Here is a 17,375-nt window from a genome sequence, read left to right on the forward strand (position 1 = left end):
GGAAGCGTCCGTCAGCAACGCGGAATCGCGACAGAAATTGTTCTTTAACATTCAGCGAGTGAGAGACTCCCATCATGCATCCAATGCTCAACATTGCCGTGCGCGCTGCGCGCAAAGCCGGAAACGTTATTGCCCGGAATTATGAAACCCCTGACGCGGTTGAAACCAGTCAGAAAGGCAGCAATGACTTTGTTACCAATGTTGACCATGAAGCGGAACGCCAGATTATTGAGGTGATTCGCAAGTCCTATCCACAGCACACTATCATCACTGAAGAAAGCGGTGAACTGCCGGCTGAGGATCAGGATATACAATGGGTTATCGATCCGCTGGATGGCACCACCAATTTTATCAAACGCCTTCCCCACTTCTCGGTTTCCATTGCGGTGCGCATTAAAGGCCGCACGGAAGTTGCCGTGGTTTACGATCCGATGCGTAACGAATTATTCAGCGCCGTTCGCGGCCAGGGTGCCCAGCTAAATGGTTACCGTTTGCGTGGCGGCACCACCCGCGATCTGGATGGCACAATTCTCGCCACCGGCTTTCCGTTCAAAGCTCGTCAGCACAGTCAGAGTTATCTGGCCATTCTTGGCAAACTTTTTACCCAGTGCGCAGACTTCCGTCGTAGCGGTTCAGCCGCGCTGGACCTGGCCTATGTCGCCGCTGGCCGCGTTGATGGTTATTTTGAGATTGGCCTTAAACCCTGGGATTTCGCGGCGGGTGAACTGCTGGTTCGCGAAGCAGGCGGACTGGTAACCGATTTCACCGGAGGCCATAATTTTCTCACCTCCGGCAACCTGGTAGCAGGCAATCCACGCGTGGTGAAATCAATGCTGGCAACCATGCGTGATGAACTCAGCGAAGCGCTGAAGCGCTAAATATCTCCCGTCGATCGCGCAGGCAATCCCCGCGCGATCGCTTTCTTAGAAGACCGGCCGGATACCGTTAGAGGCCATCGGTTGTGCTGAAAGCCAGAGCACACTGGCGGCTACAACCAGCAGCATCCCCCCCAGCAGACTCAGGCAGGCCACCAGCATCGGCTGCGGCGCCCGCGTTTTTTTGCTCAGCGTCATTGCCAGTGTCCGCGAGCTTTGCACCAGCAATGCCAGTGACGACACGGTCAACGCGGTGCCCGCGGCCATCACCAGCGCGGAGATAACTCCCCACCAGTAGACGTTCATCACTTTAGCAAACAGCAGCATCATAATGGCCCCTGAGCAGGGACGCAGCCCCATCGACAACACCACCAGTAGCCGGGTTTTCAGGGTAACCGCCTGCGCCAGTTGTGACGCATCCGGCACGTGCTGATGACCACAACCACAGTGTGCATCATGCAGATGCGCCGGCGGCGTGATACGCCGGAAACGGCCCGGCTGCAGCAGCCGTTTAATACGTTTCAGCGCCTTATAACAGAGCGCAACGCCAAGCAGACCAACCAGCAGATAGCTTGCTTTTTCCAGCCAGAAACTGCTGATATGCAGCTGACGCGAGGAGAGCTGTAAAATGCCCAGCATCAGGGTGACCAGAAAAATCGCCACGCCGCCCTGAAGCAACGCGGCGGCAAAGGTCAGCTGTAAGCTGTTTTTCAGGCGGGTAGGATGGGTGGCAAGAAAAGCGCCAATCACCACCTTACCATGGCCGGGCCCCAGGGCATGCAACACACCGTAGATCAGACTGAATCCGACCAGCGCCATACCAGCCTGTTGCCGGTGTTCTGCCAGCTTCTCTAACAGTGCCGCCATATGCTGATTCAGCACCCGTTGCCACTGCATACTCTGCAGCAAAATTTGTGGCCAGAAATACCATAATGCAGCCACCAGCAATGCCAGCATAATGGCGGTTATCAGCAACAGCCAGCGCATCGCCGCTGGCTGCCGGGATTTTGCATCGAGGATCACTGACATGTCAGGGTCACCGTCTGAGCAAACTGACGGCCCAGATCCATATCAACCGGAGGCGCATCGGCTTTATCCAACGACAGCGCATAATTCTTTAACGCCGCGTCGGCGGGCGGAGTGTGTAATGCAAAATGACAGCGCCCTTTTAGCGCATCGGGTAAGCTAAGATCGTCTGGTTTATCGTAATACATATCAACAAAATAGGTCGGGTCGAAGGTTAAGAATTTATACTGTTGTCCCGCCAGAGGCTGCGGCCGTGCCAGCGGCAGAATAAATGCCAGCACCGCTTTCGCCCCCTGACGATAAAGCCGGTACTGTGGCGGCAGATTATCAAATTTTACCGCCTTGCCCTGGTGCCAGAACTCACTAAAGTAATGCTGCCCCAGTACGTTGGCCATTACCTCAGCAGCCAGTTTTTTCCAGACAACAGAATCAGGTCCGGCATTACCGGCATCGTATAACAGATCAGCGGACGTGATCTCGTCCATGGTCCAGATCATACTTAATCCGGTCAGGTTATCTCCTTTCACCACCGGTGTGGTTTTTATCGCAATAAAGCTGTGCGGATGTGCCAGGGCCAGTTGTGGCCAGCCGGCCAGCATCAACAGCAGCCCCAAAATAACGTTATAATATAACAAATGCAATTCCACCTTTGACCTGTAAACTTTTTATATCGCTGGAATTTAACAGCTAGCGGCGCACAGCTATCCAGCGAAAAATTGCCGCAGGCGACCTGGTATCAAATTCACCGCACTTGTCCCTTACCGCACGGCAATTGTTAAACCGCACTTCCTTTTGCAAGGACGCTCAATGATCATCGTTACGGTGGTGCAGCGTACAAAATATGGCGGACGGGGGACAAGAAATCCAGCATCAAGCGAAACCTGAAATGCAAGAAGATGTCTCAGGCTGGCGATGACGCAGACCAGTGCCGGCAAAAAGCGCAGCCACTTCATGATACCGACGACGCGGGTTGTTCGGGTGGCGAGCACGGGGATGAATAACGGCTATATTATTGCCTGCCGCTGCCAGCGTGAATGCAACAGAATAACGTGAGGGAAAACCGCAATAACGTGTGATGACGGAAAAAGGCGGCTTACAACCCGCTGTCTGCGGGCAGGACCTCCGCAGAGGTCCCGCCGCCGCGCGAAATCAGAGGGTGCTATCAGGCATAGACCGGAAAGCGCGCGCAGATATCAAGGACTTTCTTTTTAATGCGCTCAATATTCGCCTCATCGTGAATATTATCCAGCACATCGCTCATCCAGCCGGCCAGTTCACGCACTTCAGCTTCTTTAAAACCGCGACGGGTTACCGCCGGTGTCCCAATTCGTACCCCGGAGGTGACAAACGGACTTTTCGGATCGTTAGGTACGCTGTTCTTGTTTACCGTGATATTTGCCCGGCCCAGTGCGGCATCGGCTTCTTTACCGGTCAGGTTTTTCTCTACCAAATCCAGCAGGAACAGATGATTATGGGTTCCGCCAGACACCACGTTATAGCCGCGCGCAAGGAACACCTCGACCATTGCTTTGGCGTTTTTTGCTACCTGCTGCTGATACACTTTAAACGCAGGTTCCATGGCTTCTTTAAATGCCACGGCTTTACCGGCAATCACGTGCATCAGCGGGCCACCCTGACCGCCGGGAAACACAGCAGAATTGAGCTTTTTGTACAGTTCTTCATCGCCACCTTTGGCCAGAATCAGGCCACCACGTGGACCCGCCAGCGTTTTGTGGGTAGTTGAAGTAACAATATGCGCATGCGGTACCGGGTTGGGATAAACATCGGCGGCAATCAGGCCAGCCACGTGGGCCATATCAACAAACAGATAAGCCCCAACGCTGTCGGCAATCTCGCGCATTTTCGCCCAGTCACAGATACCGGAATAGGCGGAAAAGCCACCGACAATCATTTTCGGCATATGTGCTTTCGCCAGGTCAGCCAGCGCCTGATAATCAATTTTACCGCTATCATCAATGCCGTAGGGAACGACATTATAAAGTTTACCGGAAAGATTAACCGGTGAGCCGTGCGTCAGGTGTCCGCCGTGCGCAAGGTTCATTCCCAGAATGGTATCACCTGGCTGCAGCAGCGCCGTGTAAACTGCAAAGTTCGCCTGAGAACCGGAATGCGGCTGTACGTTAGCATAGTCTGCGCCGAAAAGTGCTTTCGCCCGATCGATGGCCAGCTGTTCGACGATATCAACATACTGACAGCCGCCGTAATAACGTTTGCCGGGATACCCTTCCGCATATTTGTTGGTCAACTGCGATCCCTGAGCCTGCATGACCCGCGGACTGGTATAATTCTCTGAGGCGATCAGTTCGATGTGCTCTTCCTGGCGCACCTTCTCCTGCTCCATTGCCTGCCATAATTCGGCATCATAATCGGCAATATTCATCTCACGCTTTAACATCTGTTTCTCCCGGCTCAGCTAACATATTAACGGCAGTGAATAACTATCCGTAAAGGAATTTGCCAACAGTTTAAACGGTTTGCTGCAGGATGAATAGGATCACTTCCCGCTTTTTGCGCAAACGATTGGTCTCAGCTGTAGCAAGGCCTCTGCCGCTAAATAAAGCGCAGTCTTAACCGTATAATTATTCATGCAGCGCCTGCAATTTCTTCATCATGACGTCAGGGTTTACAACAGGCAAAAAGAGCGCTTTTTTACCCGTTCTGTTTACAGCACCGGCACATAACTAATAAGATGCATTTAATATACATGTTATTGAAGCAAAGGAGCTGCTATGTTAGACACACAAACAATCAAAACTATTAAAGCCACGCTACCGGTTATTCAACAAACCGGCCCTGCCCTGACTGCCCATTTTTATGACCGCATGTTTCTGCACAATCCGGAACTGAAAGATGTGTTTAACATGAGTAACCAGCGTAATGGTCATCAGCGGGAGGCTTTGTTTAACGCTATTTGTGCCTATGGTGCCAATATCGATAACCTGGCGGCACTGCTGCCTACCGTAGAAAAAATCGCCCAGAAACACAGCAGTTTCGTCATCCGTCCGGAACAGTACCAGATTGTCGGCACCCACCTGCTGGCGACCATTAAAGAAATGCTCGATCCCGGCGATGAAATTATTGAAGCATGGGGTAAAGCTTATCAGGTGCTGGCGGATATATTTATTCAGCGGGAAGAAGAGATTTATCAGCATAACGAACATCAACCCGGCGGCTGGCGCGGCACACGTGCTTTTCGCATTGCCAAAATCCAGCCGAAGAGCACCCTGATTAAAAGCTTCGAACTGCAACCGCTGGATGGACAACCGGTCACAGCCTACCACCCCGGGCAATACATAGCGCTCTGGCTGAAAGAGGCGGGTTTCAGTAACCGCGAAATACGTCAGTATTCGCTGACCCGAGCGGCAGACGGCAACAGTTACCGTATCGCGGTAAAACATGAAGCACAGGGGACCGTTTCCAGCTGGCTGCACCAGCACGCCCGTGAGGGGGATACCGTCCACCTGGCTCCACCGGCAGGCGATTTTTTCATGCAGTCGCTCCCTGAGATGCCTGTTGCATTAATTTCTGCCGGCGTGGGACAAACGCCGATGCTGGCAATGCTGCATACGCTGGCTAATCAGCAACATCCGTCACCGGTTGTCTGGCTGCACGCCGCCAAAAACGGCGCGGCGGATGCCTTCGCAGATGAAGTATCTGCCACCGGCGCACGGCTGGCCAATTTTGAAAAAGCCATCTGGTACAGCCAGCCTGACGCTGGCGATGCGCCGGCCCGCCCCGGACATATACATTTATCCGCCGTGGAAGCGTTAATCAGCGCGCCGGAAATGCAATATTATCTGTGCGGGCCGCTCGGTTTTATGCAGTCTGTCGCGCAACAGCTCAGCGCACTGGGCGTTGAGGCCAGCCGCATTCATTATGAAATGTTTGGCCCGCATAAAGTTCTCTGACTGCGCGGCAAAAAACAGTCATCGGCACCGGGGAAATCAGCCACAGCAACAAAGCAAAAAGGCGCGAAAATCGCGCCTTTTTGCTGATACGGTAACCGCCCGCAGAGATGAATCAGATTGCTTCTTCATCTTCTTCGCCTGTACGGATACGCACAACACGGGCCACGTCAAAAACAAAAATTTTGCCGTCGCCAATTTTACCGGTCTGCGCGGTTTGCATGATAGTTTCGACGCAGGTATCAGCGATATCGTCAGCCACCACCAGCTCAATTTTCACCTTCGGCAGAAAATCAACCATATATTCTGCCCCGCGATAAAGCTCGGTGTGTCCTTTCTGACGACCAAAACCTTTTACTTCCGTCACGGTCATGCCGGTTATACCCACTTCCGCCAGCGCTTCCCGCACGTCATCGAGTTTGAATGGCTTAATAATTGCGTCGATTTTCTTCATAACAGACCCTTTTTATTCCCGTGCCTCGCAAGCGATAGCCTGAGTATATGTGCTGCGGACAGACTCCGCAGTGCGGGCTGTCTCTTTATTTCCCGGCCTTTAAACTAGCATAAATTACCGCTGAAATAACTATTCTTTGAATTCGGCCACATCCAGCTGATGACGCGCCAGTAGCTTATAAAATTCGGTACGATTGCGCCCGGCCAGCCGTGCAGCGTGGGTCACGTTACCCTTTGTCATCTGTAAAAGTTTGCGCAGATAATTGAGCTCAAACTGATTACGTGCTTCCACAAAGGTTGGCAGCACGGTATTTTCCCCTTCCAGGGCCTGCTCCACCAATCCTTCACCAATCACCGGAGCCGAACTCAGCGCTACGCACTGCTCAATAACGTTAACCAGTTGTCGCACGTTACCCGGCCAGCTGGCGGCCATCAGGCGTTTCATCGCATCGGTTGAGAAACTGCGTACCTGGGGCTTATGGCGCGCGGCAGCCTGTTTAAGCAAATGTGTTGCCAGTAACGGAATATCCTCGGCACGCTCATGCAACGCCGGCAATCGCAGATTAACAACATTCAGCCGGTAATAGAGATCTTCACGAAACTCTTTTTTTTCCATCGCCCGCGCCAGATCACGATGGGTAGCGGAAAGAATACGCACGTTAATATTCAGATCCTGGTTGCTGCCCAGCGGTCTGACCTTGCGTTCCTGTAACACCCGTAACAGCTTAACCTGCAGCGCCTGCGGCATATCGCCAATTTCATCCAGAAACAGCGTACCGCCTTCAGCTGCCTGAAACAGCCCCTCGCGCTGGCTGACCGCGCCAGTAAAAGCGCCACGGGCATGACCAAAAAGCTCTGATTCCAGCAGCTGTTCCGGCAGAGCGCCACAGTTGATAGCCACAAAAGGACGGCTGGCGCGCGGACTTGCCGCATGAATTGCCTGTGCCAGTATCTCTTTACCGGTGCCGCTCTGGCCGTTAATCAGCACGCTGACATCCGACTGTGCCACCATACGGGCCTGTTCCAGTAAACGCAGCATCAGCGGACTGCGCGTGACAATCGATTCCCGCCAGGCATCATCACTGGCGGGAGCTGAATGCGCCAGTGCTTCGGCAATGGCTTTATACAGGGCATCGCGCTCCACCGGTTTGGTCAGAAAACTAAAGACCCCTTTCTGTGTCGCCGCCACTGCGTCAGGAATGGAACCATGGGCCGTCAGAATAATAACCGGCAATCCCGGATGCAGCTTCTGAATCTCGGCAAACAGCGCCATACCGTCCATTTCATCCATGCGCAAATCACTGATCACCAGATCAATTTTTTCACGCTGTAACAACCTCAACGCTTCAATACCGTTAATGGCTGTCGCAATGTGAAAACCCTCACTGCTCAGACGCATACCGAGCAGCTTCAGTAATCCGGGGTCATCGTCTACCAACAGCAGGCGGGCCGGCGTTTTTATCATAGTTACTCAGCGCCTCCGGGCGCGTTATCAGAAGATGTCTCAGCGGGCTGATGTTTGCCGTGACCGGCATCAGCGCTATCTGCTGACCGACGGCTGGAGAGCTGACGCTCAATATCGGTCAGCGAGTGCAGTTTTCGCTGTGTTTGCGTGAGCTGCTGCTGTAACTGCGTCTGCTGATGGCGCAGCCTGTCCAGCTCAGTGTCACTTTGCTGCTGTAGCTGAGCATAACGCATGCGTGCGTCAGCCAGCTGTAATTCAGCCATCTGCCGCTGGCGCCATAGCTGAATCAATGGCCGCACTGCCATCGGATAGGCAAACTGATAGCGATCGAGATAGCCAAGATACGCCCGACGCTCAGGCGGGGTGACGTTGCCATTATCCAGCAAAATGCCCTGTTTAAAAGCACTCTGCCAGTCCGCTATCACCAGGTTATGCGCTTGCGCGCGGGCCTCAGCAGGTGATAATCGCAGCGCACAATCCAGCGCGCGTAGCCAGTAAAGTGGATGACTAAGCGCGCTTTTATCATTAACCGACCACAGGGTGTCACAGGCAAGTGCACTAACGTTAATCGGAGTCGTCTGCGCCGCAACCGGCATATCTGCTGACGCCTCAGGCGGTGGTGCAACAGAACAGGCGATCACACTGAGTGACAAACACAGCACGGCCATCCCCCGGTATGCCCGGGTGAAATTTTCTGATGATTTCATTGCGCATTATCCCCGGCTAGCGGTAATTCAATCTGAAAACAAACGTCGACATCATCCCTGTTAATCAGACGTAATTCCCCTTGCAGGCGACGCATACAATCTCTGGCGATGCTCAACCCCAGTCCACTGCCCTTGACAGCCCCCCTGCGATGGGCGCTTCCCTGCCAGAAAGGTTCAAAAATCATTGCCTGCTCATCGGCGGGAATACGCCGGCCACTATTCGCAACCTCAATAAACACCCGCTGATTCTTTTGATAGCTACTAATCCGGATGGTAGCGGAGTGTTTACCGTAGTGCACTGCATTGGAATAGAGGTTATCCAGCACACGACTGAGTAGCGTGGCTTCAGTCTGGCAGTGAGAAACCCCCAGCTCAAGCTCGGTACGGATAAGCTTTGCCCGCGCCGGCAGGCTGTGCGAGGCAACAACCGCCGCCACCAGCTCAGGTAAACTGACCTGCGTCAGATTAACCGGTGCATCGGATAGTTTTCTATTGTAATCGAGAAGTTGTTCAATCAGTTGCTGTAAATGGCGGCTACTGTTATCGAGAATAGTCACAACTTCACGCTGGTCAGCGGTAAGCGGACCGGCAACTTCGTCCGCCAGCAGTTCAGTCCCCTCACGCATACTGGCGAGGGGCGTTTTTAATTCATGCGAGATATGCCGCAAAAATTCATGGCGCTGAGACTCCAGCCAGTTAAGTCGTTCACTTAGCCAGATGATACGCTGTGCCAGCGACTGGATCTCGCGCGGGCCGCTGAAAGCGCTGTCTGCCGACGGCGCATAACCTTCCCCAAGGCGATTGATCATCCGTTCAACTGCGTTCACCGGGCCGATAATCATGCGGGTGAACAATAACACCAGCGCCAGTGTAATAATGAACAGAATCAATGCCTGCCAGCCAAAAAACTGACCACGTTCAGCGATGGTACGCTGTAACGCCAGCCCGCGGGAAAACACCACTTTGCGCGTGGTCTGAACCTGCCCGGCATTTGCCTGGGAAAATGCCTCCAGCGTTTGCGAGATGTCGCCTGCGGGCAGATTACCGGCACAGCGAACGCTCGCCAGCTCTGGCAGCAGCTGACGCAGTTTTTCTGCCGCGCTGGCATCCGGCAGCGCGGCAACATACTCATCAAGCATACTGGCATAGTGGGTATACTGGGTGTGATAGAGTTTTTCCAGTAACGCATCACCGAGAACGCAGTACTGGCGATAACTGCGTTCCAGCTCCAGGGCCGTACGAGCCATTGCCTCACTACGCCGGATATCACTGAAGGTATTGCGGTTGGTATCCGCCGCTTGCTGACTGAGCAAAGACAAGCTTTCCCACGCCTGCCAGGCCAGAACCAGCAGCGGGAGTAACACCAGCAAAAAGGCCATCAGCACCAGCTGACGCAGTGAACGGGGAAAAATTCGCCATTGGCTGAACACGATAAGCCCTCCGCAATGAAGGCTATGATGCTACTGGAGTGACGTGCCGGAGTGAAGCCTGCGACTAAAAAAGAAAACGGCAGCGCCTGAGCAGCCTGCCGTTACAGTCACGCCGCCGCTGGCGACGTAATATAATAGGTGGTGCCTAACTCAACGTTGCGTCCAATGCTTGATAACGGCCGTAAAGCACGCTTATCGGTCTGGAGGACGACAGGCACCGTTTTGTGCATCATTCCATTTTTATGAGCACCAGGCCAGTACGGCGGAACATCATAGACAGGAGAATGAGCAACAGCATGATATTAGCAAAGATCATGCCAAAAACAAAAATTAATTTATAACCTATTAGTTTTAAATAAAATTAAAGATAAATTCCGCCGCTAACATTGCCGTCTGTCCTGCACTTCCCCCGCAAACATGTCACCCATTAGCGACAAAAACGGCAGAGTAATATAAAAAACTTATAAAACAGCCTATTATGTGTTACCAAATAGCGACAGTGTTAGCAGTGGATTGTTGCCGACCCACGACAGACAATCACGCCTTCTGAGCGGCCCCGGCACTGACTGCCGGCAGCCGGCCATACGCGACCGGCAGGCGCACGTTCAATTGGCTTTTGTCTGCGCATCCACCTGCGCCTGCCAGCGCCAGCCCGGCAAGCGCTCAGCACACTATTGTCAGTTTAACCCAGCTGCCTGCGGGCATTGCGGAACAGACGCATCCAGGGGCCATCTTCGCCCCATTCAGCCGGATGCCAGGAGTTAGTCACACTGCGGAAAACCCGTTCCGGATGCGGCATCATAATGGTCACCCTTCCGCTTTCATTGCTAAGCGCGGTGATGCCGTTTGGCGAACCGTTGGGGTTAGCCGGATAGGTTTCTGTCACTTTGCCATAATTATCGACATAACGCAGTGCCACCAGTCCTTTCGCTTCCAGCGCCGCCAGATGCGCTGCATCGCGCATTTCGGCATAACCTTCACCGTGTGACACGGCGATCGGAATACGTGAACCAGCCATTCCCTCCAGTAACAGCGACGGGCCTGAAGCCACTTCCACCAGGCTAAAACGGGCTTCAAAGCGTTCTGACTGATTGCGCACAAAACGCGGCCACAGTGCGCTACCCGGAATCAACTCACGCAGATTCGACATCATCTGGCAGCCATTGCAGACGCCGAGTGCCAGCGTTTGCGGACGGTGGAAAAAGGTCTCAAACTGGTCGCGCACGCGGGCATTGAATAAAATCGACTTGGCCCAGCCTTCACCGGCACCCAGCACGTCACCGTAAGAAAAGCCTCCACAAGCCACCAGCACATCCATCGCGGCCAGATCACCGCGTCCGGCCAGCAAATCACTCATATGAATATCGATGGACTCAAAACCCGCCCGATGAAAAGCGGCAGCCATTTCAACATGGGAATTAACGCCCTGTTCACGTAATATCGCGACTTTTGGCCGTACTCCCGTGGCAATAAAAGGTGCGGCGATATCTTCATCGGTACGGAACGTCAGCGCAACATTGAGCCCCGGATCGGCGTCCTCTTTTTTCGCCGCATGCTCCTGGTCAGCACACTGGGGATTATCGCGCAGTCGCTGCATCTGCCAGGTAGTCTCTGCCCACCAGCTACGCAGCGTGGTGCGGCTTTCGCTGTAAAGCGTCGAACCGTTGACGGTAAGAGTAAAACGGTCACCAGCCTGCGCCTGTCCCAGATAATGTACACAATCACTGAGGCCATTAGCCGCCAGTACCTGTTCAACGGCTCCACGCTCTGTCGCGCGCACCTGAATAACCGCACCTAATTCTTCATTAAACAGCACGGCAAGGCGATCGTCACCCGCTGATGCGATCTCGGCGTCAAGACTGCAGTAACCGGCAAACGCCATTTCAGCCAGCGTCACCAGCAGACCGCCATCAGCGCGGTCATGGTAGGCCAGCAGTTTTTCTTCACGCACCAGCGTCTGTATGGCGTTAAAGAAGCCCGCCAGCTGAGAGACATCGCGTACGTCGGCGGTGTTGTCGCCCAGCTGACGATACACCTGGGCCAGCGCCGTGGCGCCGAGCGCATTGTGGCCTTTGCCGAGATCAATCAGCAACAGCGCATTGTCCTCGCCAACCCGCAGCTGCGGCGTAACGGTGCGGCGAACGTCTTCCACCCTGGCAAAGGCCGTGATGACCAGCGACAAAGGCGCCGTCATTTCACGCGCTTGGTTACCTTCCTGCCAGCGGGTTTTCATCGACATAGAGTCTTTACCCACCGGGATGGTGATCCCCAGTGCCGGGCAAAGCTCTTCACCAATCGCTTTAACCGCCGCATATAAACCAGCATCTTCACCTGGATGGCCGGCAGCGGCCATCCAGTTGGCAGAGAGCTTAACCCGCCGCAATTCACCGATATCCGTTGCCGCCAGGTTGGTGATGGCTTCCCCCACCGCCAGACGCGCCGAAGCGGCAAAGTCGAGCAGTGCCACCGGAGCGCGCTCTCCCAGCGCCATCGCTTCACCGTAATAGCTGTCAAGACTGGCGGTGGTGACGGCACAGTCCGCCACCGGTATTTGCCACGGCCCCACCATCTGGTCACGTGCCACCATGCCGCTAACCGTGCGGTCACCAATAGTGATCAGAAAGGTTTTCTCTGCCACCGCCGGTAAATGCAGCACGCGCCTGACGGCTTCTTCCAGAGTTATCCCCTCTCTGAGCAATGCCTGGCCTTTAGCTGCCAGACTGGTAACCTCACGGGTCATCTTCGGCGTTTTCCCCAGCAACACCTCAAGCGGCATATCAATGGGTTTATTGGCAAAATGGCTGTCTGACAGTGTCAGATGGCGTGCTTCTGTCGCTTCACCAATCACTGCATAGGGTGCACGCTCACGCTGACAAAGCGCAGCAAACTGGCTGAGTTTTTCGGCAGCCACCGCCAGGACATAACGCTCCTGGGATTCATTACACCAAATTTCCAGCGGACTCATACCCGGTTCGTCACTGAGAATATCGCGCAGATTAAAACGCCCGCCGCGCCCACCGTCGCTGACCAGTTCCGGCATTGCATTAGACAGCCCGCCGGCGCCCACGTCATGAATAAACAGAATCGGGTTGTCTTCCCCCAGCTGCCAGCAGCGATCAATAACTTCCTGGCAGCGACGTTCCATCTCCGGATTATCTCGTTGCACTGAAGCAAAATCGAGGTCGGCATCAGACTGGCCGGAGGCCATAGATGAGGCGGCCCCGCCACCCAACCCGATATTCATTGCCGGCCCGCCCAGCACGATCAGTTTAGCCCCCACGCTGATTTCACCTTTTTGAACGTGCTCAGCGCGAATGTTGCCTATACCGCCCGCCAGCATAACCGGTTTGTGATAACCCCGCAGTTCAACGCCGTTATGGCTGTCGACTTCTTCTTCATAGGTGCGGAAATAACCATTAAGTGCCGGGCGGCCAAACTCATTATTGAACGCAGCCCCCCCCAGCGGACCTTCCAGCATAATATCCAGCGCACTGACAATGCGTGCCGGCTTGCCAAAATCCTGTTCCCATGGCTGCAAGAAACCGGGAATGCGCAAATTAGACACGGAAAAGCCCACTAAGCCTGCTTTTGGTTTGGCCCCGCGACCGGTTGCCCCTTCATCACGAATTTCACCGCCGGAGCCGGTGGCCGCCCCCGGCCACGGCGAAATCGCCGTCGGATGGTTATGCGTTTCCACTTTCATCAGGATATGGGCCTGCTCCTGATGAAAGTCATAGCGATTGTTGTGAGGATCGGCAAAGAAACGGCCCACCCGCGATCCTTCCATCACCGCCGCGTTATCTTTATAGGCAGAGAGCACATAGTCAGGGGTATGTTCCCAGGTGTTTTTGATCATTTTAAACAGCGATTTCGGCTGTTTTTTACCGTCAATCACCCAGTCAGCATTAAAAATTTTGTGACGACAATGTTCTGAGTTGGCCTGTGCAAACATATACAGCTCGATATCGGTGGGATTGCGTCCGAGTTTTTCAAACGCCGCCAGCAGATAGTCGATTTCATCGTCTGCCAGCGCCAGGCCAAGTTTACTGTTTGCCTGCACCAGCGCGCTGCGCCCCTGTTCCAGTATAGCAATACGTTGTAATGGCTGCGGATGGTGCTGGGCAAACAATTGTTCTGCCTGCTGTAATTCGCTGAATACCGTTTCCATCATCCGATCGTGTAGCAGCGCGCCCAGCTGCTGCCATTGTGGCACCGTAAGTGAGGGTGCACTGACATAAAACGCCAGGCCACGCTCCAGCCTTTTTATTTGTCGCAGACCACAATTATGCGCAATATCGGTGGCTTTCGAAGACCAGGGAGAGCGGGTGCCCGGACGCGGGGTTACCAGCAGTAAACGACCGGCTGGTGTATGTTCAGTCAGTGAGGGACCGTATTTTAACAGTTTCTCCAGGCGATGATGCTCTTCATCGCTAAGCGGCTGGTTCACATCGGCAAAGTGGACGTACTCGGCATAAATATCGTTGACAGGAAGACGCGCTTCCTGAAACCGGGCCAGTAATTTATTAATACGAAATGCCGACAAAGCGGGCGAACCACGCAGTATTTCCATTATCACAGGTCTCTCATCTTCGAAACGCCAGGAGGACGCTTCATTGGGCGCAACCAACAGGGAAAGCGGGCGTATTATAGAGAATCCCCACGATCAACGAAACCGTTTGCGCTGAATTTATCACGGCTGAATATTGACTGAAAATTACACAAAACCTGCTGAATTAAGTTGCGGATCCAGGCGTTGTTGAGCAAAATGCCCCACGCTCAGGAAGATTATAAACCACTAATACTGCCGTTAACGGCAGAAGCCTGAGAAAAAATCGAGAGATAACTATTTGAAACGCCTTAAAATTAATTATCTGCTGGTTGGCGTACTGACGGTGCTGCTGGCGCTTGCCCTATGGCCGTCGATTCCCTGGTACGGGGGATCAGAAGACCGAATCGCGCAGATAAAATCGCGGGGAGTTTTAAGAATGAGCACCATTAACTCTCCGCTGACTTACTACACTGTCAATAATGCACCGGCGGGCCTTGATTATGAGCTGGCGAAGCGATTCGCCGATTATCTTGGCGTCAGGCTGGACGTCACTGTACGTGCCAACATTAACGACCTGTTCGACGATCTGGACGACAACAACGCAGATATTCTGGCCGCCGGGCTGATTTATAATAATGAGCGACTGGCACACTTCCGCGCCGGCCCTACCTATTACTCCGTTTCGCAACAGCTGGTTTATCGTATTGGCAAGCCGCGGCCACGCAACCTTGGCGATCTTCAGGGCCACCTGACCGCCGCCTCCGGCTCTGCCTACCTGTCGGATTTGCGCAGTGCAAAAGAGAACAAATACCCGGACCTTGACTGGGCGATTTCCACCGATCAAAGCCCGCAGGCCCTGTTACAAGCCGTGGCTGACGGTAAGCTGGAATATACTATCGGCGATTCGGTCACCATTGCGCTATTGCAACGGGTTCATCCACAGCTGGCAGTGGCGTTTGACGTCACCGACGAAGAACCGGTAACCTGGTATCTGTCACGGGATGGCGATGACAGCCTCAACGCCGCCCTGCTGGATTACTTTAATTCCCTCGATGAACAGGGGATCATGACCCGTCTGGAAGAAAAATATCTTGGCCACGTTGGCACGTTTGATTATGTCGATACACGCACTTTTCTTAAAGCCATCGATGCAATTCTGCCTGATATTAAACCGCTGTTTCAGCGCTATGCCCGCCAGATTGACTGGAGCCTGCTGGCCGCCATTTCCTATCAGGAATCGCACTGGAATCCCCAGGCCACTTCCCCTACCGGGGTACGCGGCTTAATGATGCTAACGCGTAATACCGCCGACAGCCTGAGCGTGTCTGACCGCACCGATCCGGAACAGAGTATCCGCGGAGGCAGTGAATACATGGAAAAAATGATGGAAAAGGTTCCGGAATCGATTCCGGAAGATGAAAGGATCTGGTTTGCGCTGGCGGCCTATAACATGGGCTATGCCCATATGCTGGATGCACGCAAACTGACGGAAAAGCAAAAAGGCAATCCCGATAGCTGGGCAGATGTTAAAATGCGACTGCCAATGCTGAGTCAAAAGCGCTACTACAGTCAGACAACCTATGGTTATGCCCGCGGTCAGGAAGCGTATAACTATGTAGAAAATATCCGGAAATATCAGTTAAGTCTGGTGGGATATTTAGAAGAACGGGAAAAGAAAATTGCCCAGCAAAAGGCGCTGGAAGCCACTCTCGGCAGCGCTTATCCGGCGGTTGACCCACAGATAGCCATGAACTGATTCAGCGCTGTGCTTTTTTTTGCTGGCGCCGCATACGAAAAAAATCACTCAACAGCGCGGCACACTCACTGGCCAGCACCCCGGCGCTGACCTGCACCTGATGATTCATCCCCGGATGCCCCAGTACATTAAGCAGCGATCCTGCCGCTCCGGTTTTTTCGTCACTGGCGCCATACACCAGCCGGGCAATCCGACTGTGTATCATGGCACCAGCACACATGGTACAAGGCTCCAGCGTGACATACAGCGTCGCATCCAGCAGACGATAATTTTGCCGGGCCTGACCGCCCTGACGTAAGGCAATAATTTCAGCATGCGCGCTGGGATCGTGCTGACCGATAGGCTGATTCCAGCCTTCACCAATCACCTGATTGTCATGCACCAGCACCGCCCCCACCGGCACTTCCCCCGCCTGCCAGGCACGCTGAGCCAGCTGCAGGGCGTAACGCATCCAGTACTGGTCTTGTTGATCTGTCACAATTTGCTCCGGTGAAAAAACCCCGGGATTATACCTGATATCATCCGGATACCCAGCGCTTTGCAAACGCTATTCCAGCTGCTGTAGTTCCCCATCCGGCGTCACCCGCCAGCGGTGCTGACAAAAAAATAGCAGCGGGTTGTCCTGGTTGCTGTCGCTGTAACCACTGTAAAGCTGCAGCGGCGTACCCAGCTGATCCTCCAGCTGCGCGACTTTTTCATGGCCAAGACAGCGCAACAGCAACACCCGACCGCCAAAGGCACGTCCCATCTGACTGGCAATCAGTCTGACACGCGGCAGAAAAGCGGAATCATGATAAACCTGTTCCACCAGCGACTGAGGAGATCCGGTAATTAGCCAGACATCCGCATCACTGCTGTTCAGATATTCAGTCAGCCGTTGCTGCACAAGCGGAAAGGCAACCACGCGCTGACGAAACCAGCGGGCAAAATCCGCTTCATACTGACGCAGTTTCTTTTCGCTGTGGCCGACAGTAATCGACCACAGCAGCAGGCTCATCGGCCAGCGAGCTGCCCGTCCTTTTACCAGCAGTGCGAGTACCACCACCGGCAATAAGGGTATCACTAACAGCAAATTCAGCGGCTGACGACGGATCAGGTAGCGCATAAAGCAACCGAACATATCCTGACGATGTAACGTGCCATCCAGATCAAAAAACACGACACGCTTTGCGTCGACACGGCTCAAAC

General features: G+C 53.8%; 13 protein-coding genes. 3 read left to right on the plus strand and 10 right to left on the minus strand.

All coding sequences use genetic code 11. The features are described from left to right. Nucleotides 1–74 precede the first annotated feature (74 nt). Nucleotides 75–878, plus strand: coding sequence for an inositol-1-monophosphatase (suhB, locus tag BL249_RS03195; RefSeq protein WP_099704381.1), 804 nt, complete (start codon nucleotides 75–77; stop codon nucleotides 876–878). 45 nt (nucleotides 879–923) lie between these two features. Here the strand turns inward: suhB and BL249_RS03200 are convergent, their stop codons facing one another. From BL249_RS03200 to glyA, 3 genes are all read right to left on the minus strand, one after another. Continuing rightward, nucleotides 924–1,904: a nickel/cobalt transporter gene (locus tag BL249_RS03200; RefSeq protein WP_099704382.1), complete on the minus strand. Its 981-nt coding sequence runs from the start codon at nucleotides 1,902–1,904 to the stop codon at nucleotides 924–926. Further along, nucleotides 1,895–2,500 (minus strand): DUF1007 family protein, encoded by a 606-nt coding sequence (locus BL249_RS03205; protein ID WP_099704421.1) that lies wholly within the window; start codon nucleotides 2,498–2,500, stop codon nucleotides 1,895–1,897. Before BL249_RS03205 ends, BL249_RS03200 begins: the two co-directional genes overlap by 10 nt. Nucleotides 2,501–3,063: 563 nt before the next feature. Further along, nucleotides 3,064–4,317 carry a serine hydroxymethyltransferase gene (gene glyA / locus BL249_RS03210; RefSeq protein ID WP_099704383.1) on the minus strand — a complete coding sequence of 418 codons (1,254 nt, stop codon included), beginning with the start codon at nucleotides 4,315–4,317 and terminating at the stop codon, nucleotides 3,064–3,066. Nucleotides 4,318–4,651: 334 nt separating this feature from the next. Here glyA and hmpA point away from each other — a divergent pair, with 334 nt between their 5' ends. Next, nucleotides 4,652–5,830 carry an NO-inducible flavohemoprotein gene (gene hmpA, locus BL249_RS03215; protein WP_099704384.1) on the plus strand — a complete coding sequence of 393 codons (1,179 nt, stop codon included), beginning with the start codon at nucleotides 4,652–4,654 and terminating at the stop codon, nucleotides 5,828–5,830. Nucleotides 5,831–5,942: 112 nt separating this feature from the next. On the opposite strand, the gene glnB is transcribed toward hmpA, so the two are convergent. From glnB to purL, 5 genes are all read right to left on the minus strand, one after another. Beyond that, nucleotides 5,943–6,281 carry a nitrogen regulatory protein P-II gene (gene glnB, locus BL249_RS03220; RefSeq protein WP_099704385.1) on the minus strand — a complete coding sequence of 113 codons (339 nt, stop codon included), beginning with the start codon at nucleotides 6,279–6,281 and terminating at the stop codon, nucleotides 5,943–5,945. A 129-nt stretch (nucleotides 6,282–6,410) separates the two neighbouring features. Further along, complete coding sequence (glrR, locus tag BL249_RS03225) at nucleotides 6,411–7,745, minus strand: two-component system response regulator GlrR (protein ID WP_099704386.1); 1,335 nt, start codon at nucleotides 7,743–7,745, stop codon at nucleotides 6,411–6,413. A gap of 2 nt (nucleotides 7,746–7,747) precedes the next feature. Further along, complete coding sequence (gene qseG, locus BL249_RS03230; protein WP_241898828.1) at nucleotides 7,748–8,452, minus strand: two-component system QseEF-associated lipoprotein QseG; 705 nt, start codon at nucleotides 8,450–8,452, stop codon at nucleotides 7,748–7,750. After that, nucleotides 8,449–9,831, minus strand: a complete 1,383-nt coding sequence (locus BL249_RS03235) for a sensor histidine kinase (protein ID WP_099704423.1) — start codon at nucleotides 9,829–9,831, stop codon at nucleotides 8,449–8,451. The genes qseG and BL249_RS03235 overlap by 4 nt, the downstream gene beginning before the upstream one ends. A 733-nt stretch (nucleotides 9,832–10,564) precedes the next feature. Then, nucleotides 10,565–14,455, minus strand: a complete 3,891-nt coding sequence (purL, locus tag BL249_RS03240) for a phosphoribosylformylglycinamidine synthase (protein WP_099704424.1) — start codon at nucleotides 14,453–14,455, stop codon at nucleotides 10,565–10,567. A gap of 274 nt (nucleotides 14,456–14,729) precedes the next feature. On the opposite strand from purL, the gene mltF reads away from it, so the two are divergent. After that, nucleotides 14,730–16,187, plus strand: coding sequence for a membrane-bound lytic murein transglycosylase MltF (mltF, locus tag BL249_RS03245; protein WP_099704387.1), 1,458 nt, complete (start codon nucleotides 14,730–14,732; stop codon nucleotides 16,185–16,187). A gap of 1 nt (nucleotide 16,188) precedes the next feature. Here mltF and tadA read toward each other — a convergent pair whose 3' ends face one another. Then, complete coding sequence (gene tadA / locus BL249_RS03250) at nucleotides 16,189–16,665, minus strand: tRNA adenosine(34) deaminase TadA (protein WP_099704425.1); 477 nt, start codon at nucleotides 16,663–16,665, stop codon at nucleotides 16,189–16,191. A gap of 69 nt (nucleotides 16,666–16,734) precedes the next feature. Further along, the gene (gene yfhb, locus BL249_RS03255) at nucleotides 16,735–17,373 is read right to left on the minus strand and encodes a phosphatidylglycerophosphatase C (RefSeq protein WP_099704388.1); all 639 of its coding nucleotides are present in this window, start codon (nucleotides 17,371–17,373) and stop codon (nucleotides 16,735–16,737) included. Nucleotides 17,374–17,375: the final 2 nt, after the last annotated feature.

Origin of the sequence: Erwinia sp. OLFS4, assembly GCF_002752165.1 — a bacterium.
Taxonomy (GTDB): Bacteria; Pseudomonadota; Gammaproteobacteria; order Enterobacterales; family Enterobacteriaceae; genus Izhakiella.

Coding starts and splice junctions, on each gene's coding strand:
- suhB (WP_099704381.1), top strand. CDS start 75: ATGCATCCAATGCTCAACATTGCCGTGCGCGCTGCGCGCAAAGCCGGA.
- BL249_RS03200 (WP_099704382.1), bottom strand. CDS start 1,904: ATGTCAGTGATCCTCGATGCAAAATCCCGGCAGCCAGCGGCGATGCGC.
- BL249_RS03205 (WP_099704421.1), bottom strand. CDS start 2,500: ATGCTGGCCGGCTGGCCACAACTGGCCCTGGCACATCCGCACAGCTTT.
- glyA (WP_099704383.1), bottom strand. CDS start 4,317: ATGTTAAAGCGTGAGATGAATATTGCCGATTATGATGCCGAATTATGG.
- hmpA (WP_099704384.1), top strand. CDS start 4,652: ATGTTAGACACACAAACAATCAAAACTATTAAAGCCACGCTACCGGTT.
- glnB (WP_099704385.1), bottom strand. CDS start 6,281: ATGAAGAAAATCGACGCAATTATTAAGCCATTCAAACTCGATGACGTG.
- glrR (WP_099704386.1), bottom strand. CDS start 7,745: ATGATAAAAACGCCGGCCCGCCTGCTGTTGGTAGACGATGACCCCGGA.
- qseG (WP_241898828.1), bottom strand. CDS start 8,452: ATGAAATCATCAGAAAATTTCACCCGGGCATACCGGGGGATGGCCGTG.
- BL249_RS03235 (WP_099704423.1), bottom strand. CDS start 9,831: ATGGCCTTTTTGCTGGTGTTACTCCCGCTGCTGGTTCTGGCCTGGCAG.